The following is a 21,597-nucleotide window of genomic DNA, read 5'->3' on the forward strand; positions in this document are numbered from 1 at the left end:
GAGGTCCGGCGACGCACCGTCAGGCCCGGCGGGCCACCCGCCCTCGGGCACCGAGCGCCCCGGCGCCCGCCGCCACGAGGAGCAGGGCCGCCATGAGCGCCGCACCCGCGTCTGCCCCGGTCGCGGCGAGCGCGCGACCCGTGCTCGTCCCACCCGGGGCGCCGCCCCCGTTCGCACCCGAGGCGGGTCCGGGGTCGGGCGTCGGTGTCGGTGACGGTGAGGGCGTCGGTGTCGGGGGCACCGCCGTCGCCACGAGCGTGAAGTCGAGGCCCGTCACCGGGGACGCGGCGACGTCGAACGTCACGGTCGTCGCACCGTCGACGGCGTAGCCCTGGGGGGCGGTGACCTCGGCCGTGTAACCGGTGCCCGCGGGCAGGTCGAGCGTCCACGTGCCGTCTGCCGCGGTCGTTGTCGAGCCGACGACGGTCCCGGTGTCGTCCTGGACCGTCACCGTGGCGCCCGGCACCGGGGTGCCCGCGGTGTCGACGACGGTCCCGCCGACGGGCTGCGGCGCCACCTCCTGCACGACGGCGAAGTCCTGGTCGAGCCGGTTCTCGCCCGCCGCCGTGATCGTCGTCGTCCGCTCCGTGAGCTCCGCGGTGTAGCCGTCCGGGACCGTGAGGGTGATCGCGTACTCCCCGGCGGGCAGGCCGTCCGTGGCGTACACGCCGCTCGCGTCGGTCGTCAGCGTCGTGTCCCCGCCGGGGCCGGAGACCACGACCGTCGCCCCCGCGACGGGGTTCCCGACCTGGTCGAGCACGGTCCCGCCGACCGATCCGGGACGCTGGACCTGGAAGTCGACGTCGGTCACGTCGTCCGCCGCGACGGTGACGGGCCGCGTCGTCGGGCCGTCCGCCGTGTAGCCGGACGGGACCTCGACCGTCACGGTCCAGCCACCCGGGGTGATCCCGTCGAACGAGTAGGTGCCGTCAGCGGCCGTCGGCGTCGTGAACGTCCCGCCCGGGCCGGTGATCGTCACGACGGCGCCGGGGACCCCGGCCCCGCCCGCGGTCACGGCGCCGGACACGGTGGCGGGCGCCTGGACGACGAAGTCCTGGTCGGTGATCGGCGTCTCGCTGCCCGCCAGGACGTCGATCGGGTCCGGCGTGGAGACGACCGTGTACCCGGCCGGCAGGACGACGGAGAAGGCGTGACCGCCGACGGGGACGTCGTCGATCAGGTACGCACCCGTGGAGTCCGTGGTGGCGGTGCGCGGGCCGTCCTCGCCGGTGAGCGTCACGACCGCACCGGGCACGGGCGTGCCGTCCGGGGTGCGCACGAACCCGCTGACCGGGACGGGGACGATCTCCCGCACGAGGAAGTCGACGGCGGTCGCGTCGGTCGTGGAGAGGTCCGCAGGGAGGCGTGCCGGGCCCTCGACGACGTAGCCCGGGTGGTCGGGGGACGGCGCCGGCGGGGCGATGACCTCGACCGTGTAGCCGTCGGCCGCGGCGTAGCCGGGGAAGGCGTACGTGCCGTCGGGGGCCGACGTCGTCGTGGCGAGCTGCGTGCCATCGGGGCCGAAGAGCGTGAGCGTCGCGCCGCCGACCGGGGCAGAGGCGGTGGGGTCGTCGGGGTCCTGGGCCTCGACGGTGCCCGTGACGTCGCGCGCGAGCGAGGCGAACCACGTCTGGTATACCGGGAACCCGGAGCGCTGGTAGAAGGACACGGTGAGGCTCGTGACCGGGACCGTCGGCTGGAACCACCCCGCGGTACCCGCCGTGTCGGTCCCGGCATCGTTGCCGGTGACCTCGCCCGTGACGGGGTTCCACCTCGCCACGTCGGTCGCGGACCCCGTGCACGACGGGCTCGGCGTGACGGCGCAGTAGTTGAACCCGCCCTGCCAGCCGAGCTCCGCGCCCGTGAGGAGCTGCCCGTCCGCCCCGCGCGCGACGACGACGGCCCGGTCTGCGTCGATGTCGCCGAGGACGAACGCCCAGCCGCCGGCCGGCGTCGGGCGCTCGAACGTGTAGGTCGTGGTGGACGGGGACGTCGCGTTGTCCGCGCGTGGCCGCAGGTTGAGGTAGGCCTGCCCCTGGCTCGAGCCGTAGACCTCGCCGGGCGGCGTCGCGGCGCTCAGCCAGGACGACTGCCCGGACTGGACGCCGACCTGCCCGCCCCGCGAGTCCGACGTGACGGTCGCCGCCGGGAACCCGCCTGCCGGGAGCCGCATCGTCGTCGTGAACGAGCCCGCCGAACCCGTGAGCGGATCCCAGGCCGCCCACCCCGCGGTGGTGACCGCGGTCGCCGCAGGCGCCGGGAGCACCGCGACGACGAGGAGGAGCGTGACGACGGCGGCGCGCAGAGATGCTCGGCTCACGCGCACCACGGTAGGGGCCGCTCGTCGACACGGCACGCGGAGGGCGAGAAATTACCCGGGCGGCTCCCGGGGCGACGGGACGGACCCGGGAGAGGAGGGACGGTCGTCAGCTCACGCCGACGTCTCCGGTGCCGAGACGTACCGGACGTCGACGACGAGCGCGCGATGGTCGGAGATCCCCGTGTCCAGGGCGACCGCGGGACCGACCGGCCGGACGCGCCCGGGCGATCGCGCGTCGTCGACGAGGACGTGGTCGATCTGTCGCGCGGGCCGGTCGGCCGGGTGGGTGAGCGCGTCGGCGAGCGACGTCCAGCCGCTGAGGTCGGCGGGCTCGGGCGCGCGGAGGTTGAGGTCGCCGAGCACGACCAGCGGGCGCGGCAGCACGTCGCACGCGCGCACGAACGCGCGGAACTGGTCGGCGGTGAACTCGGGCCGTGACGTGGTGTGCGTCGTGACGACGGTGAGCGACCCCGCCGGGGTCCGCACCGTCGCCGCGAGCGCCGCGCGCGGCTCGTCCGGGACGACGCGGAACGGGACCCAGCGCGCGGCCCCCGACCCGGCCGTGCGTCGTCGGACGCGAGACCGCCACGGCATCCGGTCGAGCTCGAGCCGCAGCCACCGCTCGACCGGGAACCGGCTCACCAGCCCGATCCCGAACGACGCGACGCCGGGCACGCGAGGCACGCCGGCCCCCGGCCGTCCCGCGGGTACCCAGGCGCCCGCCACACCGCGCAGGGTCGGCGAGAGGTGCCGGTGGTCGGCGCGCAGCGCCTTCCCGGCGACGGCGACGAGGTCCGCGCGGTGCGAGCGCGGGGAGTCGCGCTCCACCTCCTGAAGGGCGAGCACGTCGGCGTCGAGGTGCGCGACGGCGCGCGCGAACCGCTCCACGTCGACCGTCCCGTCGAGCGCGGCGCCGTGCAGCACGTTGAACGTCGCGAGGCGCAGCACGCCGTCGGGTCGGGGCGGGAGCGGCGACGGGGTCGGGTCGGTCGGCACCGCACGATCCTCGCGCGCCCCGGCGACGGCCGCGACCAGACCCGCGAGATGGCGACCCCCGGCCATGTGCACCCCCGCACCTGGGTCGTGCGTCGCTATCTCGCCCGGGAATCGCTATCTCGGGGTGTTCGGGGCGGGAGGTCAGAGCGTGCGGCGCCAGGCGACGATCCGGTCGACGGCCTCGGCGACGGTCGCGGGTGCGGCCGCGAAGGAGAGCCGTACCCAGTCGCCGCCGTGCACGCCGTCGAAGTCCGTGCCCGGAGTGAGCGCGACGCCCGCCTCGGCGAGCAGGCGCTCGCACCACGTCACGGCGTCCAGTCCGTCGCCGGAGACGTCGGCATAGACGTAGAACGCGCCGTCGGCGGGGGCGACGCGCGACCAGCCGAGGTCGTCGAGGCGCGACAGCACGAGCTCGCGCGACGTCGCGTACCGGGCGACGTTCTCCGCCGCGGCCGCGTACCCCTCGGGGGAGAACGCCGCGACGCCCGCGTGCTGCGCGAGCGCGGGTGGCGAGAGGGCGACGTTGCCCGCGAGCGCGTCGACCGGCCCGACGAGCTCGTCCGGCAGCACGAGCCATCCGAGGCGCCAGCCCGTCATCGCCCAGTACTTGGAGAACGAGTTCACGACGACGGCCCCCTCGCCGACGTGCCGCGCGGCGGTCGGGAGCGCGGCGGGCGTGGCGTCCGGGTCCCCGTACGTGATGCCGTGGTAGATCTCGTCGCTCACGAGACGCACGTCGTGGTCGGTGCACCAGGCGGCGACGGCGTCGAGCTCGGCGGGCAGGATCATCGTCCCCGTGGGGTTGGCGGGGCTCGCGACGACGATGCCGTCGAGGCCGCCGTCGTAGTACGCCTCCATGAGCTGGGAGACCGTCGGCTGGTAGCGCGTCTCGGGCCCGCAGTCGAGCTCCACGACCTCGCAGCCCAGCGCGCGCAGGATGTTCTTGTACGCGGGGTAGCCGGGTCGGGCGAGCGCGACGCGGTCGCCGACGTCGAACGCCGCGAGGAACGCGAGCAGGAACCCGCCGGACGAGCCCGTGGTCACCGCGACGCGCGCCGGGTCGACCTCGACGCCGTACCAGCGGTCGTAGTGCTCGGCGATCGCACGCCGCAGGGCCGGGACGCCGAGCGACTCCGTGTAGCCGAGGTCGCCGTGCTCGAGCAGCTCGATCGCGCGGCGCCGCACGACGTCCGACGCCCCGGTCGACGGCTCGCCCGCGCACAGGTTGAGCACCGACGCCCCGGCGTCGCGCAGGCGGTTCGCCTCCGCGAGGACCTCCATCACCGCGAACGGCGGCACGTGCGAACGGCGCGAGACCTTCATCGACCCTGACATGAGGCCATCATGCCGGGGTTCGGGGGCCGGCCGCGGCGCCGAGCCCGGGCTTGCCGGGCACCGGGGACGTGCCGAACCCGGGGATATACGTCAGGCCGAGGCGCTCGTCGCGCACAACCCCGGGTTCGGCGGGTCATTCGTTCGGCGGACCTCGCCGTGCCCGACGGCGCAGGATGGGTCGTCCGGCGGACGCGCCAGGGCTATGTGCCCGGGTCGGATGGACGCATGACAGACGACGTGTGGGACGACGAGCCCGAGGACCGGGCCGACGACGACCATGCCGCGTTCTTCCGGCCCGTCACAGGGTGGAGCGTGCTGTGGCGCAGCGCGTTCGTGCTGTGGCACGGCGGGCACGAGCACGTCGTGGACGTGGACTTCCTCGACTGGGACGAGCGCGTCCGGCTGTACCGCGACCGCCGCCTGGTCGACGAGCAGCGCTCGCCCGCCCGGTTCGACCTGGGCGGCGCGACGCTCGAGGCCCGCATGGGCCTGTACGGCATGCGGTACGTGCGCGTCGTCGACCAGGTCGGCGCGGTGGCCGACGTCCCGCCGATGCCGGGGACGGCCGAGGCCTGGCGGGACCGGATGGACCGCGAGCGCCCGACGGCGAGCCGCGCCGTCGGCGTGACAGCGTGGGTCGTGCTCGTGGTCGCGCTGGTGACGCAGGTGCCCCAGCTCCTCGACCTGGTCTCCGGCTTCACGGGGTGGACGCCGCCCTTCGTCCCCGACCTCCCGGGCTCGGTGAACACCGTGCTGGCCGTCGGCGGGGTGGTCGCCGCCGTCGACCGCGGGCTGCGTCGCCGCTACCACCCGTGGCTCGACGACTGACCTCGTGCCGGGGACGTCCGGGATGCTCCCGGAGCCATCACGCCCACAGTCGCTCGATCGGGAGCACATGGATCCGGTCTTCCACCTCGTATCCGACACCACCCATGTAGAACGTGATACCGGCTGCGAAAGACGAACCCAGGCGATCGCGCAGGGCGACGAGAGGCGAGAGCTGGGTCCGGTTGACGTGCTCCCCGGACTTGACCTCGATGGCGACGACCGCACCGTCATGGCGCTCCAGAACGAGGTCGACTTCGACGTTGTCCCTGGTGCGCCAGTAGCCGGCTGAGACAGGGACGTTCATCCATGTCGTCTGCCGGATCGCGTCCTGGACGACGAAGGACTCGAGCAGCTGTCCGAACTCCGTGAGCGATGACGGGTCGAGCCGCCTCATCTTCGCGGTGCTCAGGCGCAGCAGGTGGGCGCCGATCCCGGAGTCGACGACATGGATCTTGGGAGACTCGATGCTCCTGGGCAGGACGGTCACGCCCCAAGCGGGGAGCCGACGGACGAGGAACAGCGACTCGAGAAGCTCGATGTACGCGGAGGTCGTGTCCCACGACGGAGCAACGTCGCTGGCTACCTTGGACACGTTGAGGACACTCGCGGTCTGTCCAGCGGTGCGCATCAGCACGTCCCGAAGGTCGGATCTTCTGCCGATGCGCCGTAGCTCGCCAGCATCTCGTTGGATCGACTGGTCTACGTGTGCCTCGAACCAGCGAGAGCGGTCAGCTTCGCGAGGCTGCGCGAGCGCGAGGGGCATTCCGCCGCGCATCACGCGATCGACGTACTCGTTCCTCGAGGTGGTGGCGGGGCGGACCCGGTGCTTGACCTCACCCTCGAACGCTCGGGCGATCAGATCGTTGCCGGTCGCGTCGATCTCGGTCTGCGTGAGGGGCATGACCGGAAGCCGCTGGAGTCGACCTGTGAGGGCTTGCGTACCTCGTGGAAGGGAGTCATAGCTCGCCGAGCCGGCGAGGACGAACATGCCGGGCCGCGTCTCATGGTTCAGTCGAGCCTTGATCGCGTCCAACAGGGATGGAACCTTCTGGTACTCGTCGATGAGCACCGGCGTGTCTTCGCCGACTACCGCAGCCGGGCTGTTCTGCGCGAGCTGAAGGTAGTCGTCCCGGTCCAGGTCGATCACCACGGCATCCGAATCGGCCGCCAGCCCATCCAGCAGTGTCGACTTTCCCACACCGCGTGGCCCCTCCAGGAGAAGCACCGGCGTGGTTGACGAGCGGTCGCGGACGATCTGAGTCAGACGGCGCGCAATCAGGCTGGTCACACTTCGAGACTACTGGAGTTCGGAACCTGCCGTCCTCTCAGCTCGGAACGTGCCGCCGCCTTTTATCGGATCCTGCCGAACCCCGTTGTGGGATCCTTCCGCCACCGATCGGACCGTGCGTCCGAAGCCGGACGTCCACCATCGGTCAGATCGTCGAGCCCACCGGCCCGGTCCTCCGTGGCGCCCTCCCATCGGGCGCGCCTAGGCTGGGTCGCGACGCGAGTCCAGGAGGTGTGTCATGTTCCGCCGTCGACCGACGTCCGACGACGACCCCGTCCGGCGGGCGGCGCAGTACAGGGTCGACCGGGAGGCCGAGCGTGAGGACGCCGAGGCGCCCGACGCATGTCACCCCGAGGACGGGCGCGAGCGCGACGGGACGAGCGACGGAGGGGAAGCTGCCCGCTCCCCGCGCCGAGTACGTCCGGAGGACCGCGCCTTGTACGTCGACGTCGTGATCGACCAGGCGATCCGGCGGGGCGAGTTCGACGACCTCCCGCTCGCCGGCAAACCGATCCCCGGGCTCACCGGCACGCACGACCCGGACTGGTGGCTCAAGTCCGTCATCGAGCGCGAACAGCTCACCGGTCTCGGCCCGCCGGCGATGCTGCTCAAGCAGGAGGATCGCACGCTCGACGACCGCCTCGACCGCGAGCTCGACGAGCGGGCCGTCCGCGAGCTCCTCGAGGACTTCAACGCCCGGGTGATCGACGCGCGACGCCAGCTGCTCGGCGGGCCGCCCGTCGTCACGCCGACGCGCGACGTCGAGTCTGAGGTCGCGCGCTGGCGCGCCCGCCGCGCGGGCCGCTGAGCGCGCTGCCGAACCCGGGGTTGCGTGGCGATCGGGCACCGCATCGGCGCATAGACCCGGGTTCGGCAGGGGAGGTGACGCCGAGCGGCGCGCGCCCGTCGCGCCTAGGGTCGGCGGCATGGCCGACTGGCAGCCCGACGTCCTCGGGGACGAGTACGAGCAGCTCACCCTGCCCCTCGCCCCGGACGACGAGGGTGACGTCGTCGCGACGCTCGTGCGCCGCCGTCGGGAACCTCGGGACGGCACGACCGGGGACCGGACGCCCCGGCGGACCTCGCCAGGCGGAACACGCGCCCCCGAGCCGTACCTCGACGTCCTCTACGTGCACGGGTGGTCCGACTACTTCTTCCAGACCGAGCTCGCCGAGTTCTGGGAGGCGCGCGGCGCGCGGTTCCACGCGCTCGACCTGCGCAAGTACGGGCGCAGCCTCCGACCCGGGCAGACGCCCGGCTACGTCACCGACCTCGCGACCTACGACGAGGACATCGAGGCTGCGCTCCACGCGATCGGGCACCACGGCGACGGCCGCTCGCCGCGTGAGCTCGTGCTCATGGGGCACTCGACGGGCGGGCTCACGCTCAGCCTGTGGCTCGCGCGCCATCCGGGGCGTGCAGCCGCGCTCGTGCTCAACAGCCCCTGGCTCGAGTTCCAGACGCGCGAGGTCGGGCGCATCCTGCTCGAGCCCGTCATAGGCGCACGCGCCCGCCTCACGCCGACGCGCCCGCTCCCGAACGTCGACCTCGGGTTCTACACGCGGTCGGTGAGCAAGGACTTCGGGGGCGAGTGGACCTACGACCTCGCGTGGCGCCCGCAGCACGGCTTCCGCACGACGCCGGCCTGGCTCTCGGCGGTGTTCCACGGTCAGCAGTCCGTCGCGAGGGGCCTGGGGATCGGGGCGCCGGTCCTCGCGCTGCTGTCCACGCGCAGCACGCTCCTGCCGCGGTGGACCCCGGAGATGACGCACACGGACACCGCGATCGACGTCGACGGCGTCGCGCAGCGGTGCGTGCAGCTCGGCGACCTCGTCACGGTCGCGCGGATCGACGGCGCGCTGCACGACGTCGTGCTCTCGGCCCGACCGGTGCGCGCGCTCGCGTACGGGCGCATCGCGCAGTGGCTCGACGCGTACCTCCCGCGCCCGGCATCCGCCGCGCCCGACGACGCGGCACCCTCCCACGGTGGCGCACCACCGGCCCCGGGCGGCATCGGCCGGCTGCTCACCCGCCTCGCAGGCGCTGCACACCGCGCCGGGCGGACCGCCGCGCGCACGGTCGGCGCCGCCGTCGGGAGCCTGCGGGGCCGTCGATCCCGACGCCGCTGACGGGGCGGGAGCGAGGGAGGTCGTCCTTCTCACCACGTCCACCTGGCGACCGCCCGGCACGCCGGGGAGCGCTCTCACGATGCGGACTCGGCCGTCCGACCGCGTCCGGGCCTTGCTACCTTGCGGCTCTCCCGGAGTCTGCGGCTGCCCGGAAGGCGCCGGTGCACGACGCTCTCAGCGCCCCGCCGACGGGCCGACGCACGTCCGGGGAACGCCGGGTCGAGTCCGCACCCCAGAACCCCGAGGAGGGTCGATGGCGATCATCGTCGCGGACGGCGTCTCGAAGACGTTCCGCAGGGCCGAGGGCGCCGAGGACGGGAGGGGAGCGCTCCGGCGCCTCGTGCGTCCGCGATACGTCGAGCACCACGCGGTGCGCGATCTCAGCCTGTCGATCGAGCAGGGCGAAGCGGTGGCCTACGTCGGCCCGAACGGTGCCGGCAAGTCGACGACCGTGAAGATGCTCACCGGAATCCTGGTACCGACGTCGGGCACGATCCGCGTCGGCGGGCTCGACCCGCATCGCCAGCGCGTCGCGAACGCTCGGCAGATCGGCGTCGTGTTCGGGCAGCGCACCCAGCTGTGGTGGGACCTGCCGGTCGCGGACTCGCTCGGTCTCCTGCGGGACATGTACGGGCTGGACGACGCCGAGTACCGGCGGACGCTCGCCCGCTTCGACGCGGTCCTCGGGATCGGCGAGCTGATGCCGCTCATGGCCCGCAAGCTGTCTCTCGGACAGCGCATGCGCGCGGACCTCGCCGCCGCCCTGCTGCACCGCCCGCCCGTGGTGTTCCTCGACGAGCCGACGATCGGGCTCGACATCGACGTCAAGGACAAGGTCCGCGAGTTCGTGCGCGGGTTGGTCGACGAGGGAACCACCGTCATCCTGACGACCCATGACATGAACGACGTGGCGCAGATCTGTCAGCGCATCGTCGTCATCGACGAGGGCCGCCTGCTGCTCGACGGACCGCTGGACACCGTCACCAGGACGTTCGCCACCGAGGCGATCGTCCGGTTCACCCGAGCGGGCGACGCATCTCCCGACCTGCTCGCGGCGCGGGTGCCGGGAGTCACCTGCTCGCTGGAGGGACCGGAGGTCGTCGCGCGGTTCGACCACCGCGTCGTGACGCCGTCCGAGGTCCTGCGGGCAGCCTTCGACCTGTTCGACGTCGTCGACGTGCGGGTCGAGGAGCCGGGGATCGAGAGCGTGATCCGCACGATCTACGCGCGCACGTCGTCGGGCGGGAAGGAGTCATGACCGTCACGGACGTGCGAGCCGCAGCACCTCCCGCCTCCGCGACGCGCCGCGGATCTTGGGTCGGGTATCGAGCCGTCGCGCGCGTCGCCGCGCGGAGCCTCCTCGTCTACCGACGGCAGTTTCTCTTCAGCCTCGTCGGCGGCGCGCTCACCTTCGCGTCGCTGCTGTTCCTGTGGCGCGCCATCCTCGGCGAGGCGACGTCGTCGATGCCGCTGACATGGCCCCAGATGCGGACCTACCTGTTCGTGTCGTTCGTGGTCGGCACGATCGTCTCCCCGTGGACGGACTGGCGGACTGCCGTCAGGATCAACGACGGCTCGGTCGCGTCCGACCTGGTCAAGCCGGTCGACTTCCAGCGGGCCCGCTTCGCGGAGACGACGGGGTTCGCGCTCGTCGAGACCGGCGCGGGCATCGTCATCGGCCTGGCTGTCGTCCTCCCCTTCGGCGGTCTGCCCGCAGTCCCGGTGCCGCAGCTCGGGCTCTTCCTCCTCAGCATGGCGTTCGTGCTCCCCCTGAAGTTCTGCATCGTCTACGCCACGAGCCTGCTGTGCTTCTGGACGCAGGGGTTCTTCGGCGTCAACACGGCCCGTCTCGCGATCACCCAGCTCTTCTCGGGGGCGCTGGTGCCGTTGACGGTCTTTCCTGGCGCGCTCCAGACCGTGGCGGAGGCGCTGCCCTTCCAAGCCACGGTCTACACCCCGGCGCTGATCCTTCTCGGCGAGGCACAGAGCGCCGACGCCTGGCAGCGCATCGGTGTGCAGGCCGGCTGGGTCGTGCTGCTCTGGTTCGGTGCACGGTGGATGTGGAGCACGGCGTCGCGACGCCTCACGGTGCACGGTGGGTGACGCGATGAGGGAGCTGCGGCGCGGCGTCTGGCTGTATCGACGCCACCTCGGGGCGCGGGTGCGCTCGATCGCGGCCTACCGGTCGGACTTCTGGATCATGATCGTCGCGTCGGCGTCGACGCAGGTGGTCGGGCTCGTCTTCCTGTGGGCCGTGTTCCTCAAGATCCCGTCGCTCCACGGGTGGACCTTCTGGCAGATCGTGCTCGTCTACGCCACCGTCTACGTGGCCGAGGGCGTGTGCTCGGTGCTCTTCAACGGCACGTGGGGCATCTCCGGGATCGTCAATCGCGGCGAGCTCGACCGGCTTCTCGTGCGCCCGTTCTCCGTCGTCGGGCAGATCATGAGCTCGTCGATCGGCGTCAACGGGCTCGGCAACATCCTGCTGGGCGGCGCGATGATCGGCGTCGCGCTGACCCGGCTCGACGTCGACTGGTCGGTCGGGAAGGCGCTCCTCGGCGTCGTCCTGCTCGTCGGCTCCATCGGCGTGAAGCTCGGCCTGAACCTGGTCACCAACGCCACGGCGTTCTGGATCGGCGGCCCGTTCTCCGTGGTCGCGTTGTCTCTCCACCAGGTCGGCGAGCTTTCACGGTTCCCTCTGAGCATCTACGCCCCCGCCATCCGGATCGTGCTCACCGTCGGGCTGCCGTTCGCCTTCATGTCCTACTTCCCCGTGACCGCCTTCCTCGGCACGGGGTCGACGCCCCTCGTCGGACTGCTGACGCCCCTCGTCGCCGCATGGACGATCACACTCGGGGTGCTCGCCGTCCGACGGGGCCTCCGACGCTACGAGAGCGCAGGAAACTGACGGTTCGCCGTCAGGGTCAGCTCTCGAGCCTCTCGCGGACGAAGGCCACGATCCCGTCCGCCGCGGCCTCGACCTGCTCGAGGCAGTCCTCGAAGTCGCGGCGGCCGCCGTACCAGGGGTCGGCGACGTCGAGCACGTGCTCCGGGGAGCCCGCGGGGACGTGCGGCGCGGCCGGGTCGAACGACCGGTACAGGCGGACGTCGGGGCCACCGTCGGGCCGGCTCCCCGGCCCGCCGACGCCGTCGCCCGCCAGACGGCGCAGCGCCCGCGCGTGCTGCGCCGTCATGGCGAGCACGAGGTCGCTGTCCGCAAGGTCGCGCGGCTGCACCTGGCGTGCACGGTGCGACCCGTCGACGACGTACCCGTGCTCCGCGAGCACCGCGCGCGCCCGACGGTCGATCGGGTTGCCCTCCTCCTCGTCGCTCACGCCGGTCGAGTCGACGACGACCCGGTCCCCGAGACCCGCGGCCTCGAAGCGGTCGCGCAGGACGATCTCGGCCATCGGCGACCGGCAGATGTTGCCGGTGCAGACCGTCAGGACGCGGTACGGGGCGCGGCGGTCCGCGGCGGAGGTCATGCGCCCATCCTGCACGACGGCGTCCGCCCGGCCGGGCGGCCCGGGCAGCGCGCGTCTACCGTGAGGTCATGACGATCAGGGCGGGGTCGGGGCGGGTCGCCGTCACGGGCGCGAGCGGGCTGCTGGGGTCGAAGCTCGCGTTCCGCCTCGCCGCCGAGGGCGCGCCGCAACGGCTGGTCGTGCGCGACGCCGCCCGCGCGCCGAGCCTCGGCGACGACCCGCTGCCCGACTCGGACGTCGCCGTCGTGGCGGGGTACACCGACACGCGCGCGATGGTCGAGGCGTTCACGGGGACCGACACCGTGGTGCTCGTGTCAGCGCGCGAGGACGCCGACCGGGTGGCGCAGCACCGCGCGGCCGTCGACGCGGCCGTCGCCGCCGGGGTCTCCCGGATCGTGTACGTCTCGTTCGTCGGGGCCGCGCTCGACGCCGTCTTCACCTTCGCGCGCGACCACTGGCACACCGAGCAGTACGTCCGGGCGACCGGTGTACGGCACACGTTCCTGCGCGACAACCTGTACCACCGGGGGCTCGCGCTCATGGTCGGCGACGACGGGGTGATCCGCGGCCCCGCGGGCGCGGGCCGGGTCGCGTCCGTGTCGCACGACGACATCGCGGACGTCGCGACGCACGTCCTCCTCGACGACGACGCACGACAGCACGACGGCGTGACCTACGACGTCACGGGCCCAAAGTCCCTCACGCTCGACGAGGTCGCGCGGGCGCTGTCGAGCGCGACCGGCCGCGAGATCACCTACCACCAGGAGACCCTGGCCGAGGCGTACGCGTCGCGCGAGCGGTACGGCGCGCAGCGCTTCGAGGTCGACGGGTGGGTGTCGTCGTACGCGGCGATCGCGGCCGGCGATCTCTCGACCGTGAGCGACACGGTCCCGCGTCTCGTCGAACGTCCCGCCCAGTCGTTCGCCGAGTGGCTCGACGACTACCCCGAGGAGTGGGCGCACCTGCGCACGTCCTGAACGTCCGCCGTCGGCCCCGGTGGGTTGATCCGGTCGATCAGCGACCGGCGAGTCCGAGCTCCGCCTCGAGCAGCGCGCTGAAGAGGCCGATCGGGTCTCCCCAGTCTCCGTTCACGTTGGCGACGACCAGGTGGCTGCCGTCCTCACGGCCCATCGCGTAGGTCCACGAGCCGTCGATGGCGCCCCCGCCACCCCACACGTCGGTGCCGTCGGGCAGGCGTTGGGTGAAGACGCCCAGACCGTAGCGCGTGCCGGGGATCCAGCTCTCGGTCGGGACGGTGGTGAGCATCTGCCGCTGGAGGTCGGCGGGGAGCAAGCGCCCGGCGAGCAGGGCCCGGAGGAACACGTGGAGGTCACCGAGGTTCGAGATCGCGCCACCGGCTGCTCCAGCCCAGCTCACGTCCGTCTCGGTGACGTCGTGCAGCTCTCCGTCCGGACCCCGCGAGTAGTGCCGGGCGTGCGGGCCGTCGATGCCGGTCGCCGACACCGGCAGGGTCGTCGCCGTCAGCCCCAGCGGCCGGGCGATCCGAGAGCTGATCTGCTGCTCCAGGGACGTGCCCGTGAGGGACTCGACGATCATGCCGGCGAGCGTGTAGTTGACCTTCGAGTACGCGAAGCGGCCGCGCTCGCCGGGCGTCGGCTGCTGGTCGGGGAGACGTCGGGGATCCCGCTCGTGTGGTTGAGCAGCTCTCGGACGGTGACGGCACGGCCGTCCATGCCGAGGCCCTCCTCGAGGACTCCGGGGACCAGATCTCCGGCGGTGCTCTCGAGCGAGAGACGCCCCTCGGCGACGAGCTGCAGCACGACGGTGGCCGTGAGCGCCTTGGTGAGGCTCCCGATCCGGAACCGCTCCTCGGGCAGCCGCGGCGCGCCCGTCGTCACGTCGGCGACCCCGGCCCGCGCGAACCAGCGGCCGGTGGCGTCCCGGGCTTCCGCGAGAACGCCCGGCAGACCGTCATCGGCGACGGCCTCGTCGAGCAGCCGCTGGATCGCGGACGGCACCGGGCTCGACGATGCGGACGGCGGGCCGGAGCTGCTCTGCTGGTTCGTCATGTCACTCCCGGTCGATGGTGGGGTGTGCTGGGTCGGTGCTCGGCGCCGGTGCCGACGGACTCGCCGAGACGGTCGAGCAGAGCTGCCCGGTCGACGCCGGCCAGCTCCAGCGCGCGCGGCAGGGTGCCGACCTCCGCCTGGAGGATTCCCAGCAGGAGGTGGGCGGGCCCGAGCTCGCTCTTGCGGAACTGTGCGGCGAGACGCTGGACCGCCGCCATGCTCGACGTGCCGAGACGCTGCGGCGCCTTCGGTGCCGGCGTCACCGGGGGCATCCGGAGCTGGTCGAGGTCGAGACCGACGGCGCGCAGGCTCGCCGCGTACTCGCCGTCCAGGGCCTCCACGATCGCCGCGTGCCCGAGCCCTGCCGCGGTGAGGACCTCGTGTGCGGGCCCGTCGGGTTCTCTCGCGATCGCCAGCAGCAGGTGGTGGGCCTCGATGGCAGCCGAACCGTCACGGGCGGCCTCGGTGCCGGCACGGTCGACGACGCCCTGCAGGTATCGGTCGAAGCCGCTCACCGAACCCGCCTCCTCAACGTGACCCCGGCCGTCACGAGCCGGCGCGCGTGCTTCTTGTGGACCGCCTGTCGCGTGACCCCCAGCGCCTGAGCGACCCGCGCCCACCCCCAGCCCTCGCGCATGGCCTGCTCGACCGCGGCGTCCTCCAGCTGGTCCGCGAGCCTGCGCAACGCGGTCACGGCGGCGAGCGCGTCTGCGGCCTCACCGACCGGGTCGACCACCTCGTCTGGCATGAAGCAACCGTAGTTGCCAAAACTCTGTGCAGTCAACCTCGGTTGCTTGATGCGAGCCGATGCCTGCCTGACGCCGCTGTGTCGAGCCCTGAGCGAAAACCTCTGGCGCGGTCCGCAGGTCGGACGTACGGTCGTCGTACACGCGAAAGGAGGTGGTCCTGGAAGTGAATATTCTTCGGACTCGTGAGGTGGTTGCGCGCTAGTCGTCGCGCAACCGATCCAGCAACGGACCGGATGCGGTGAGCCCGTTCATCGGGCGGGGTCTCCCGACGGGAGGCACCCGACGAGAGCGAGTACCACGCAACCACCGGAGCCCGCGGGTGTCGTGCCCTCGTCCAGCACGACAGGAGGAACCCTCCAGCCCGCGGGCTTCTTGCTGCCCACCGGGACCCGCTGAGTGCATGAAATAGTCGCGTCCGGACGTGCCGGACGCGACTATTTCATGCACTCAGGGGGTGGCGGGTGCGGGCTCCGGGAGGCGAGCATCCTCGTCGGGCAGGGCCGTGGGCTCGACGGCGGCCCGACGGCGCCGCGGGGCCGCCATCACCAGCGCGGCAAGGACGAATGCCCCCACCGGGACCCACAGGGCCGCGTGGAACGCGGCGAGTCCCGCCTCGGCCCCGGTGCCGTCGCCGAGCGCGAGGACGCTGACCGCCGTCGCGGCGGAGATACCGATCGCCGCGCCGAGCTGGAACGACGTGTTGAGCACGCCGCCCGCGACGCCCTGCTCCGCGTCCGTGACCCCGGTGGTCGCCGCGATGGCGATCGGCCCGTAGACGAGCGCGAACGCCACGCCGACCAGGGCCATCGACGGGACCATGACGGCGTACGTCCAGTCGAGGCCGGACGCGAGGAACCACGCGGCCGCGAGCGCTGCGGCGACGAGCCCGCCGACGATCACGCGCGGCACCCCGAACCGCTCGACGAGCCGCGGCGTGAGCACGGGCGCGAGGACGACGTCGACCGCCATGAGCAGCATCGCGAGGCCTGTCTGCAGCGGCGTCCAGCCGCGCAGCTCCTGCAGGTAGAGCGTGAGCAGCACCTGGAAGCCGTAGAACCCGCCCGCGAAGAGCACCGCGGTGAGGTTCGCCCGCACGAGCTCCGCCGAGCGGAAGAGCCGCAGCGGCAGCAGGGGGTGCTCGACCCGGCGCTGCCGCGCGACGAACGCCGCGAGAAGCGCTGCGCCGCCCGCGAGCGCCGCGACCGTCCACGCGAGCCCCTCACCGGGGTGCTCGAGCCGCACGATGCCCGCCGCGAGCAGGACCATCGCGCCCGTCGCGAGGAACGCCCCGAGCACGTCGAGCGTGCCGCGGCCGGGTGTCGCCACGTCCCGCCGGATCGTCGCGAGGGCGAGCGCGAGGAGCACGACGGCGAGGATCACCGGGGCGAAGAAGACCCACCGCCAGTGGATCGCGGCCAGCAGGCCGCCGACGACGAGCCCGAGCGAGAAGCCCGCCGCCCCGGCCGCGCCGTAGATGACGAGCGCCCGGTTGCGGCGCGGCCCCTCGGCGAACGACGTCGTGATGAGGGACATGCCGGCGGGGGTGAGGAAACCCGCGGCGACGCCGGTGACGAAGCGGGAGAGCAGGAGCATCCACCCGTCGGTCGCGAACCCGCCGAGGCCGGAGAAGACGAGGAACACGAGCAGCCAGATCACGAACATCCGGCGACGGCCGTACAGGTCGGCCGCTCGCCCGCCGAGCAGCATGAACCCGCCGTACCCGACGACGTACGCCGTCACGACCCCGCCGAGCTCGCCCGTCGCGAGGCCGAGGTCCGCGCGGATACCGGGGAGCGCGACGGACAGCATCGCGATGTCGCTGCCCTCCAGGAAGATCGCGCCGCACAGCACGAGCAGCAGTCCCCAGTCGCGCATCGTGAAGCGGGCGGTGGTCGGGTCGGTCATGGCGTCCCCTCTCGTGAGCACCTACCGGTACTCGGTTACCTCTTGATACCGAGCCCATAGTGGGCCAGGATCAGGAGGTATGGAAGACGGCACATCGGATGCACCTGGTATCACCGCGGATACCGTGACCGCGCGACGCGGTTCCACGACGACGCGCGACGCGCTCCCGACGCCGGAGGTCCACAACGGATGCACGCCGTCCAAGTGGGAGTCCGACGTCGAGGTCTGGCAGTGGGACTCGCGCGAGGACTGCGAGGTGCGGCAGATCCTCGACCGGATCGCGGACAAGTGGTCGCTGCTCGCCATCGCGCTGCTCGACCGGCGCGTCATGCGCTTCACCGAGCTCAAGCGCGAGATCGACGGGATCAGCCAGCGCATGCTGTCGCGCACGCTGCGCCAGCTGGAGCGCGACGGCATCGTCGAGCGCACGGTCTACCCGACCGTCCCGCCGCGCGTCGACTACGCCCTCACCGAGATGGGCCGGTCGCTCCACGCGACGACCAAGGCGCTCGTCGTGTGGACGGAGGCGCACCAGGAGCACATCGCCCAGTCCCGCCGTGCCTACGACGAGCGCGAGGCAGCGCTTCAGGACCTCTGAGCGGCCCGGCGCCGGTCGTCGGCGACGAGCTCGCGGAAGCGACGCCACTGCCGTACCGCGAGGCGAGCCACGAGGACGCACGCCAGCGCGCCGAGGGCGACCCACCACCACGGGAACGGGTCGCCCTCGTGCGGGACGCGGGGATTCTCCGACCACCCGTAGACCTGCGCCCGCCACCACGAGAGCAGCACGATGCCGACGAACGCGACCGGAGCGAGCGCCGCACCCGTGAGGAACCACGCGTAGCTCCGCGCCTGGTTCGTGTCGCCGACGAACCGCGTCCGCGGTACCCCGCCCATCCGTCCACCTCCCACCTCAGAAGGGCTTGCGCGCCACCACGAGGAAGCGCGGGGCCTCGTCGACGAACTCGCGGCCGGCCGCGAGGTGCAGGTGCAGCGCGCGCAGCGGCGCCTCGAACCGGGCGACCGACTCGGGGGAGAGCGAGGCGAGCTCGGGTACCTGCCACGCGATGATCTTGAGGTACCAGAGCACCGCCGACAGGTCGCGGAACCGGCGCAGGCCCTCGTGCTCGCGCGCGACGTCGACGACGAACCCGGCGTCGCGCAGCACCTCCACGGCGGCGTCGAGTGTCACCGAGTCCGGGTCCCACGGCAGCTCGACGCCGAGTGCGGTGCTGAGTCGCAACCCGTCGCGCGTGTCCACCTGCTGCGTGAGGAACACGCCGCCCGGCTCGAGCACGCGCAGCACCTCGTCGGGGTCGAACTCCTCGTGCCGGTCGAGCACCACCGCGAACTGGTCGTCGAAGAACGGCAGGAGCTGCTCGTCGTCCCCGCCCGCGGGCCGCACGTCGACGCCGAGGGGCTCGAGCCGCCGTCGGGCCACGGGGAGGTTGGGCGCCCAGCCCTCGGTGGCCGCCGAGCCCGCCGGCAGCGGGGCGAGCGACGCGAGCACCTCGCCGCCGCCCGTACCGAGGTCGAGGACCGGGCCGCGACCGCTGCCGACGAGCTCGCGCGCGAGCGCGGGGTAGTCCCACGGCAGAGGGTCCTCCACGACGCGGCCCGCCACCGGGGCGAAGTCGAAGCCCACCACGGGGACCGCGCGCGCCCACTCGACGTGCGCCTCGAAGGACGCGTCGGGTGCCGGCGGGGCGGGGACGGGCGCGTCCGGCGTCGGGTCGGGCGGGGCGGGGGTCTCGGGAACCGCGGCAGGCATGCGTCGATTGTCACCCGGTGGCCGGTCCTGGCCGAACGCCCGGGCCATGCGTCGGGGGAGTCCTCCCCATCGCGCTCGTCCGACGGCGCCCGGTAGCCTCCTCCCTGCCCGTGCCGCACGCGCGGAGCACCGGACGCGCCGACGCGACGGACCGGGACGAACCGACGACGAGGAGCGGGGACGGCGTGAGCGGAATGTGGGGCGCGGACGTCAACCAGCTACGGACGCTGGCGCAGTCGTTGCAGTCCGCGTCCGACCAGCTCGTGAGCACCACCTCCCAGGTCAGCGGGCTCGTCGAGGCGTCGACACGGTGGCAGGGCGGCGACGCCGACCAGTTCCGTGGCGAGTGGACGGGCACCTCGGTCGCCCTCCTGCGCGGCGTGAGCCAGACGCTCTCCGAGGCGTCGCGCGCCGTCCGGCGCAACGCCGACGAGCAGTTCTCCGCGAGCACCGACGGCGCGTCCCTCCCGTCGCCGGGCGTCCCGGGCCCCGGGAGTCCGGGCGCTCCGGGGGGCTCGGGCGTACCGACCGGCCCCGGCGGCGGCCCCCTCGGCCCCGTCGACCGCAACGCTCTCGGCGTCCTCGGTGCGGTCGGGCTCGGCGCCTACTCCGCCGTCGGCGTCGGACTCGACGCCGCCAAGTTCTTCCCCGGTCTCGCGATCGCGCGACAGTTCCTGCAGGCCGGCCCGCTCGACGACCTCGCCGCGATGCGCTCGGCGGCGGTCACCGCCGGCCTCGGCAGGTTCACCGTCACCCACTTCGGGATGACCGCCGCCCGTTCGGCCGGTGCCGTCGGCGGTGTCTTCGCGATCGCCGGCGGGATCAACCAGATCGTCAACTCCGACTACGCCGACCAGGGCGGCTGGCGCCACACCACCGACCAGCTCATGGGCGGGCTGTCGATCGTCGGCGGGGCGGGCTCCATCGCCCTCGCGGCCGGGCTGCTCACGAACCCGGTCGGGATCGCGGTGGTCGTCGGTGCCGGGCTCGTCGCCGGCGCCTGGTCGCTCGGCAACTACATCTACGACAACCGCGAGGCGATCGGCGAGTTCTTCGGCGACATGGGGGGCTACGTCTCCGAGGGCTGGGACGAGGCGACGGACTTCGCGGCCGACGCAGTGGATAACATCGGGGATGCCGCGTCCGACGCCGTGGGCGCGATCGGTGACGGCCTCTCCGAGGCCGGAGACTTCGTCGGAGGCCTCTTCTCGTGACCGCAGGACCCACCATGACCTGGACGACGAGCGACATCGCCGCCGCCAGGGCCACGCTTGCCCGTGCGACTCCCGGGGAGGTGACCCACGTCTTCTCGCTCACCGACGAGGAGGTCGTGGTGCTCGACGGCGTCCAGAACGCCCAGCTCGTCGCGACGCCCTACCTCGACGGGCTCTCGGACGCCGAACGCGACCTCGCGCCGCGCGTCGCGCTCCGCTCGCTCGTGGTCCGCGACGTCGTCTCGGCGACGCGCAGACCGGACCCCGCGGACCCCGAGGGCGAACCGGCGGTCGGCCTGCAGGCCGTCGACCAGATCACCGGGCCGCTCGTCCTGCGCCGCACGGCCGACGCGATCTGCTCCGTCGAGCGGACCACGTCGCTCGGCAAGCACTGGGTCTACCTCTACCTCCACGAGAACGACGTGATGCTCGAGGAGGAGGTGTCGGTCGAGGGTGCGCACGCCTTCTCGGTCTACCCGGCGGACGTCGCCCGCGCGCGCGTCGCGGAGTTTCTGGACCCCGCGCGCAGCGCGGTGCTCGACGGCAGGACGAGGACGCTCACGTCCGACGAGCTGACGGCCGCCGCGCAGGACGACCCTGCGCTCGCCTCGGCCGTCGCGGTGTCGACGGTCGTCGGCATCGTCGCGGGCTCCGACCGGGTCGAGGTCGTGACGGCGTACACGTCGCCCGACGCGGTGCACGTCCTGCGCGGGAGCGAGCACGACGACGTGGGCGCCCCCACCACGTACTCCCTCAGGGAGGCGAGCAGGGCGACGCTCGAAGGCCTCGTCGACGAGGTCCTGCACCGGTGAGCGGCGACCGCGCGACGCGCAAGGTGCGGTACTGGGCCGAGACCTCGCGGCTGGGCGGTCTGCGTCACGTCGAGTCGACGACGCCGAACGTCCCGGCGTGGATCGTCGCCGTGGGCCTGGTCCTCGCCTTCTCGCTGGGTGGCTGGCTCTCCGGCAGCGGCGAGCTGGGCGGCGCGCTCGTGCTGCTCGTCGTCTGGGTGCTCCTCGCAGGGCTCGGGCTGTGGTTCATGGGCTCGGAGAAGCTGCTCGTCCTCGACCACGGGATCGTCGTCGGCTCGTTCGCGCCGTTCCTGCGGCCCACGGTGATCCCGTGGTCCGGCCTGGACGCCCGGACGGTGTCCGCCGTCGTGGGCAACCAGCGCACGATCGGGCTCCTCCTCGCGGACCGCGGCGTCGGCGGGTCGTCGCGGACGGTCCTGTGGTCCCGGCACCCGATCACGTTCATGGGAGTGTCTCCGCAGGTCGCGCGGTACGCCTGGGCCCAGGGTCAGCCGGTCGACCTCGCGACCGCGCCCGGTTTCGACCTGTGGGTCTTCTCGACGCGCCGGCCGTCGCGACAGGCGCCCCTCGTGCACGCGCTCGCCGCGGCCATGCACGACGCGCGGGTCCCGGGCGCGGACGCCGTCGTGCCGCACGCGCTGCCGCCGCGGAAGCTGCGCTCGACCGTCGAGGACGCCGACCACCTGGGCATCCCGGAGCGGTTCCGGCGTGCACCGCTGCGCCGGGCCTGACGAG

21 protein-coding genes and 1 pseudogene are annotated in these 21,597 nt (G+C 73.0%); 11 read left to right on the forward strand and 11 right to left on the reverse strand.

The annotated features are described in order from the left end of the window. Positions 1–19 precede the first annotated feature (19 nt). The 3 genes from AC4H2H_RS11575 to AC4H2H_RS11585 all read right to left on the reverse strand — a co-directional run bounded on the left by AC4H2H_RS11575 (position 20) and on the right by AC4H2H_RS11585 (position 4,639). Positions 20–2,320, reverse strand: coding sequence for an MSCRAMM family protein (locus AC4H2H_RS11575; RefSeq protein ID WP_494370958.1), 2,301 nt, complete (start codon positions 2,318–2,320; stop codon positions 20–22). Positions 2,321–2,431: 111 nt separating this feature from the next. Further along, positions 2,432–3,316 (reverse strand): endonuclease/exonuclease/phosphatase family protein, encoded by an 885-nt coding sequence (locus tag AC4H2H_RS11580; RefSeq protein WP_494370959.1) that lies wholly within the window; start codon positions 3,314–3,316, stop codon positions 2,432–2,434. Positions 3,317–3,457: 141 nt separating this feature from the next. After that, positions 3,458–4,639: a pyridoxal phosphate-dependent aminotransferase gene (locus tag AC4H2H_RS11585; protein WP_494371023.1), complete on the reverse strand. Its 1,182-nt coding sequence runs from the start codon at positions 4,637–4,639 to the stop codon at positions 3,458–3,460. 237 nt (positions 4,640–4,876) lie between these two features. Here AC4H2H_RS11585 and AC4H2H_RS11590 point away from each other — a divergent pair, with 237 nt between their 5' ends. Then, a complete protein-coding gene (locus tag AC4H2H_RS11590; protein WP_494370960.1) occupies positions 4,877–5,479 on the forward strand; it encodes a hypothetical protein in 603 nt (200 codons plus the stop codon). Between the two features lie 37 nt (positions 5,480–5,516). Here the strand turns inward: AC4H2H_RS11590 and AC4H2H_RS11595 are convergent, their stop codons facing one another. Next, entirely contained in the window at positions 5,517–6,767 is a 1,251-nt protein-coding gene (locus tag AC4H2H_RS11595) for an ATP-binding protein (RefSeq protein ID WP_494370961.1), read from the reverse strand. A gap of 238 nt (positions 6,768–7,005) precedes the next feature. Here AC4H2H_RS11595 and AC4H2H_RS11600 point away from each other — a divergent pair, with 238 nt between their 5' ends. The 5 genes from AC4H2H_RS11600 to AC4H2H_RS11620 all read left to right on the forward strand — a co-directional run bounded on the left by AC4H2H_RS11600 (position 7,006) and on the right by AC4H2H_RS11620 (position 11,804). Beyond that, a complete protein-coding gene (locus AC4H2H_RS11600) occupies positions 7,006–7,575 on the forward strand; it encodes a DnaJ family domain-containing protein (RefSeq protein WP_494370962.1) in 570 nt (189 codons plus the stop codon). Between the two features lie 118 nt (positions 7,576–7,693). Beyond that, positions 7,694–8,896 carry an alpha/beta hydrolase gene (locus tag AC4H2H_RS11605; protein ID WP_494370963.1) on the forward strand — a complete coding sequence of 401 codons (1,203 nt, stop codon included), beginning with the start codon at positions 7,694–7,696 and terminating at the stop codon, positions 8,894–8,896. Between the two features lie 253 nt (positions 8,897–9,149). Beyond that, complete coding sequence (locus AC4H2H_RS11610) at positions 9,150–10,154, forward strand: ABC transporter ATP-binding protein (RefSeq protein ID WP_494370964.1); 1,005 nt, start codon at positions 9,150–9,152, stop codon at positions 10,152–10,154. Then, positions 10,151–10,999: an ABC transporter permease gene (locus AC4H2H_RS11615; protein WP_494370965.1), complete on the forward strand. Its 849-nt coding sequence runs from the start codon at positions 10,151–10,153 to the stop codon at positions 10,997–10,999. The genes AC4H2H_RS11610 and AC4H2H_RS11615 overlap by 4 nt, the downstream gene beginning before the upstream one ends. A gap of 4 nt (positions 11,000–11,003) precedes the next feature. After that, on the forward strand, positions 11,004–11,804 hold the full coding sequence (locus tag AC4H2H_RS11620; protein ID WP_494370966.1) for an ABC transporter permease: 801 nt from the start codon (positions 11,004–11,006) through the stop codon (positions 11,802–11,804). A 16-nt stretch (positions 11,805–11,820) separates the two neighbouring features. Here AC4H2H_RS11620 and AC4H2H_RS11625 read toward each other — a convergent pair whose 3' ends face one another. Then, positions 11,821–12,381, reverse strand: a complete 561-nt coding sequence (locus AC4H2H_RS11625; RefSeq protein WP_494370967.1) for a low molecular weight protein-tyrosine-phosphatase — start codon at positions 12,379–12,381, stop codon at positions 11,821–11,823. A 68-nt stretch (positions 12,382–12,449) separates the two neighbouring features. On the opposite strand from AC4H2H_RS11625, the gene AC4H2H_RS11630 reads away from it, so the two are divergent. After that, positions 12,450–13,358 carry an NmrA family NAD(P)-binding protein gene (locus AC4H2H_RS11630; RefSeq protein WP_494370968.1) on the forward strand — a complete coding sequence of 303 codons (909 nt, stop codon included), beginning with the start codon at positions 12,450–12,452 and terminating at the stop codon, positions 13,356–13,358. A 37-nt stretch (positions 13,359–13,395) separates the two neighbouring features. On the opposite strand, the pseudogene AC4H2H_RS11635 reads toward AC4H2H_RS11630, so the two are convergent. From AC4H2H_RS11635 to AC4H2H_RS11650, 4 genes and pseudogenes are all read right to left on the reverse strand, one after another. After that, positions 13,396–14,411 (reverse strand): annotated as a pseudogene (locus tag AC4H2H_RS11635) (serine hydrolase domain-containing protein). Continuing rightward, positions 14,408–14,926 carry a Clp protease N-terminal domain-containing protein gene (locus AC4H2H_RS11640; RefSeq protein WP_494370969.1) on the reverse strand — a complete coding sequence of 173 codons (519 nt, stop codon included), beginning with the start codon at positions 14,924–14,926 and terminating at the stop codon, positions 14,408–14,410. The pseudogene AC4H2H_RS11635 and the gene AC4H2H_RS11640 overlap by 4 nt, the downstream one beginning before the upstream one ends. Continuing rightward, on the reverse strand, positions 14,923–15,159 hold the full coding sequence (locus AC4H2H_RS11645) for a hypothetical protein (protein WP_494370970.1): 237 nt from the start codon (positions 15,157–15,159) through the stop codon (positions 14,923–14,925). Before AC4H2H_RS11645 ends, AC4H2H_RS11640 begins: the two co-directional genes overlap by 4 nt. Positions 15,160–15,607: 448 nt before the next feature. Continuing rightward, positions 15,608–17,065 (reverse strand): MFS transporter, encoded by a 1,458-nt coding sequence (locus tag AC4H2H_RS11650; RefSeq protein ID WP_494370971.1) that lies wholly within the window; start codon positions 17,063–17,065, stop codon positions 15,608–15,610. A 124-nt stretch (positions 17,066–17,189) separates the two neighbouring features. On the opposite strand from AC4H2H_RS11650, the gene AC4H2H_RS11655 reads away from it, so the two are divergent. Further along, positions 17,190–17,663: a winged helix-turn-helix transcriptional regulator gene (locus tag AC4H2H_RS11655; protein ID WP_494370972.1), complete on the forward strand. Its 474-nt coding sequence runs from the start codon at positions 17,190–17,192 to the stop codon at positions 17,661–17,663. On the opposite strand, the gene AC4H2H_RS11660 is transcribed toward AC4H2H_RS11655, so the two are convergent. Then, the gene (locus tag AC4H2H_RS11660; protein ID WP_494370973.1) at positions 17,651–17,962 is read right to left on the reverse strand and encodes a hypothetical protein; all 312 of its coding nucleotides are present in this window, start codon (positions 17,960–17,962) and stop codon (positions 17,651–17,653) included. The genes AC4H2H_RS11655 and AC4H2H_RS11660 overlap by 13 nt on opposite strands. A 16-nt stretch (positions 17,963–17,978) precedes the next feature. Beyond that, positions 17,979–18,836 (reverse strand): class I SAM-dependent methyltransferase, encoded by an 858-nt coding sequence (locus tag AC4H2H_RS11665; RefSeq protein ID WP_494370974.1) that lies wholly within the window; start codon positions 18,834–18,836, stop codon positions 17,979–17,981. A gap of 185 nt (positions 18,837–19,021) precedes the next feature. Between AC4H2H_RS11665 and AC4H2H_RS11670 the strand changes: the two genes are divergently transcribed. From AC4H2H_RS11670 to AC4H2H_RS11680, 3 genes are read left to right on the forward strand one after another with little or no spacing between them, the layout of a single operon-like run. Next, positions 19,022–20,050, forward strand: coding sequence for a hypothetical protein (locus tag AC4H2H_RS11670; protein ID WP_494370975.1), 1,029 nt, complete (start codon positions 19,022–19,024; stop codon positions 20,048–20,050). 14 nt (positions 20,051–20,064) lie between these two features. After that, positions 20,065–20,862, forward strand: a complete 798-nt coding sequence (locus AC4H2H_RS11675) for a hypothetical protein (RefSeq protein ID WP_494370976.1) — start codon at positions 20,065–20,067, stop codon at positions 20,860–20,862. Next, positions 20,859–21,593 (forward strand): hypothetical protein, encoded by a 735-nt coding sequence (locus AC4H2H_RS11680; protein WP_494370977.1) that lies wholly within the window; start codon positions 20,859–20,861, stop codon positions 21,591–21,593. The genes AC4H2H_RS11675 and AC4H2H_RS11680 overlap by 4 nt, the downstream gene beginning before the upstream one ends. Positions 21,594–21,597: the final 4 nt, after the last annotated feature.

This window comes from Cellulosimicrobium sp. BMG9.22, from assembly GCF_059159975.1.

Coding starts and splice junctions, on each gene's coding strand:
- AC4H2H_RS11610 (WP_494370964.1), top strand. CDS start 9,150: ATGGCGATCATCGTCGCGGACGGCGTCTCGAAGACGTTCCGCAGGGCC.
- AC4H2H_RS11590 (WP_494370960.1), top strand. CDS start 4,877: ATGACAGACGACGTGTGGGACGACGAGCCCGAGGACCGGGCCGACGAC.
- AC4H2H_RS11625 (WP_494370967.1), bottom strand. CDS start 12,381: ATGACCTCCGCCGCGGACCGCCGCGCCCCGTACCGCGTCCTGACGGTC.
- AC4H2H_RS11585 (WP_494371023.1), bottom strand. CDS start 4,639: ATGAAGGTCTCGCGCCGTTCGCACGTGCCGCCGTTCGCGGTGATGGAG.
- AC4H2H_RS11600 (WP_494370962.1), top strand. CDS start 7,006: ATGTTCCGCCGTCGACCGACGTCCGACGACGACCCCGTCCGGCGGGCG.
- AC4H2H_RS11675 (WP_494370976.1), top strand. CDS start 20,065: ATGACCTGGACGACGAGCGACATCGCCGCCGCCAGGGCCACGCTTGCC.
- AC4H2H_RS11620 (WP_494370966.1), top strand. CDS start 11,004: ATGAGGGAGCTGCGGCGCGGCGTCTGGCTGTATCGACGCCACCTCGGG.
- AC4H2H_RS11650 (WP_494370971.1), bottom strand. CDS start 17,065: ATGACCGACCCGACCACCGCCCGCTTCACGATGCGCGACTGGGGACTG.
- AC4H2H_RS11665 (WP_494370974.1), bottom strand. CDS start 18,836: ATGCCTGCCGCGGTTCCCGAGACCCCCGCCCCGCCCGACCCGACGCCG.
- AC4H2H_RS11660 (WP_494370973.1), bottom strand. CDS start 17,962: ATGGGCGGGGTACCGCGGACGCGGTTCGTCGGCGACACGAACCAGGCG.
- AC4H2H_RS11615 (WP_494370965.1), top strand. CDS start 10,151: ATGACCGTCACGGACGTGCGAGCCGCAGCACCTCCCGCCTCCGCGACG.
- AC4H2H_RS11605 (WP_494370963.1), top strand. CDS start 7,694: ATGGCCGACTGGCAGCCCGACGTCCTCGGGGACGAGTACGAGCAGCTC.
- AC4H2H_RS11630 (WP_494370968.1), top strand. CDS start 12,450: ATGACGATCAGGGCGGGGTCGGGGCGGGTCGCCGTCACGGGCGCGAGC.
- AC4H2H_RS11645 (WP_494370970.1), bottom strand. CDS start 15,159: ATGCCAGACGAGGTGGTCGACCCGGTCGGTGAGGCCGCAGACGCGCTC.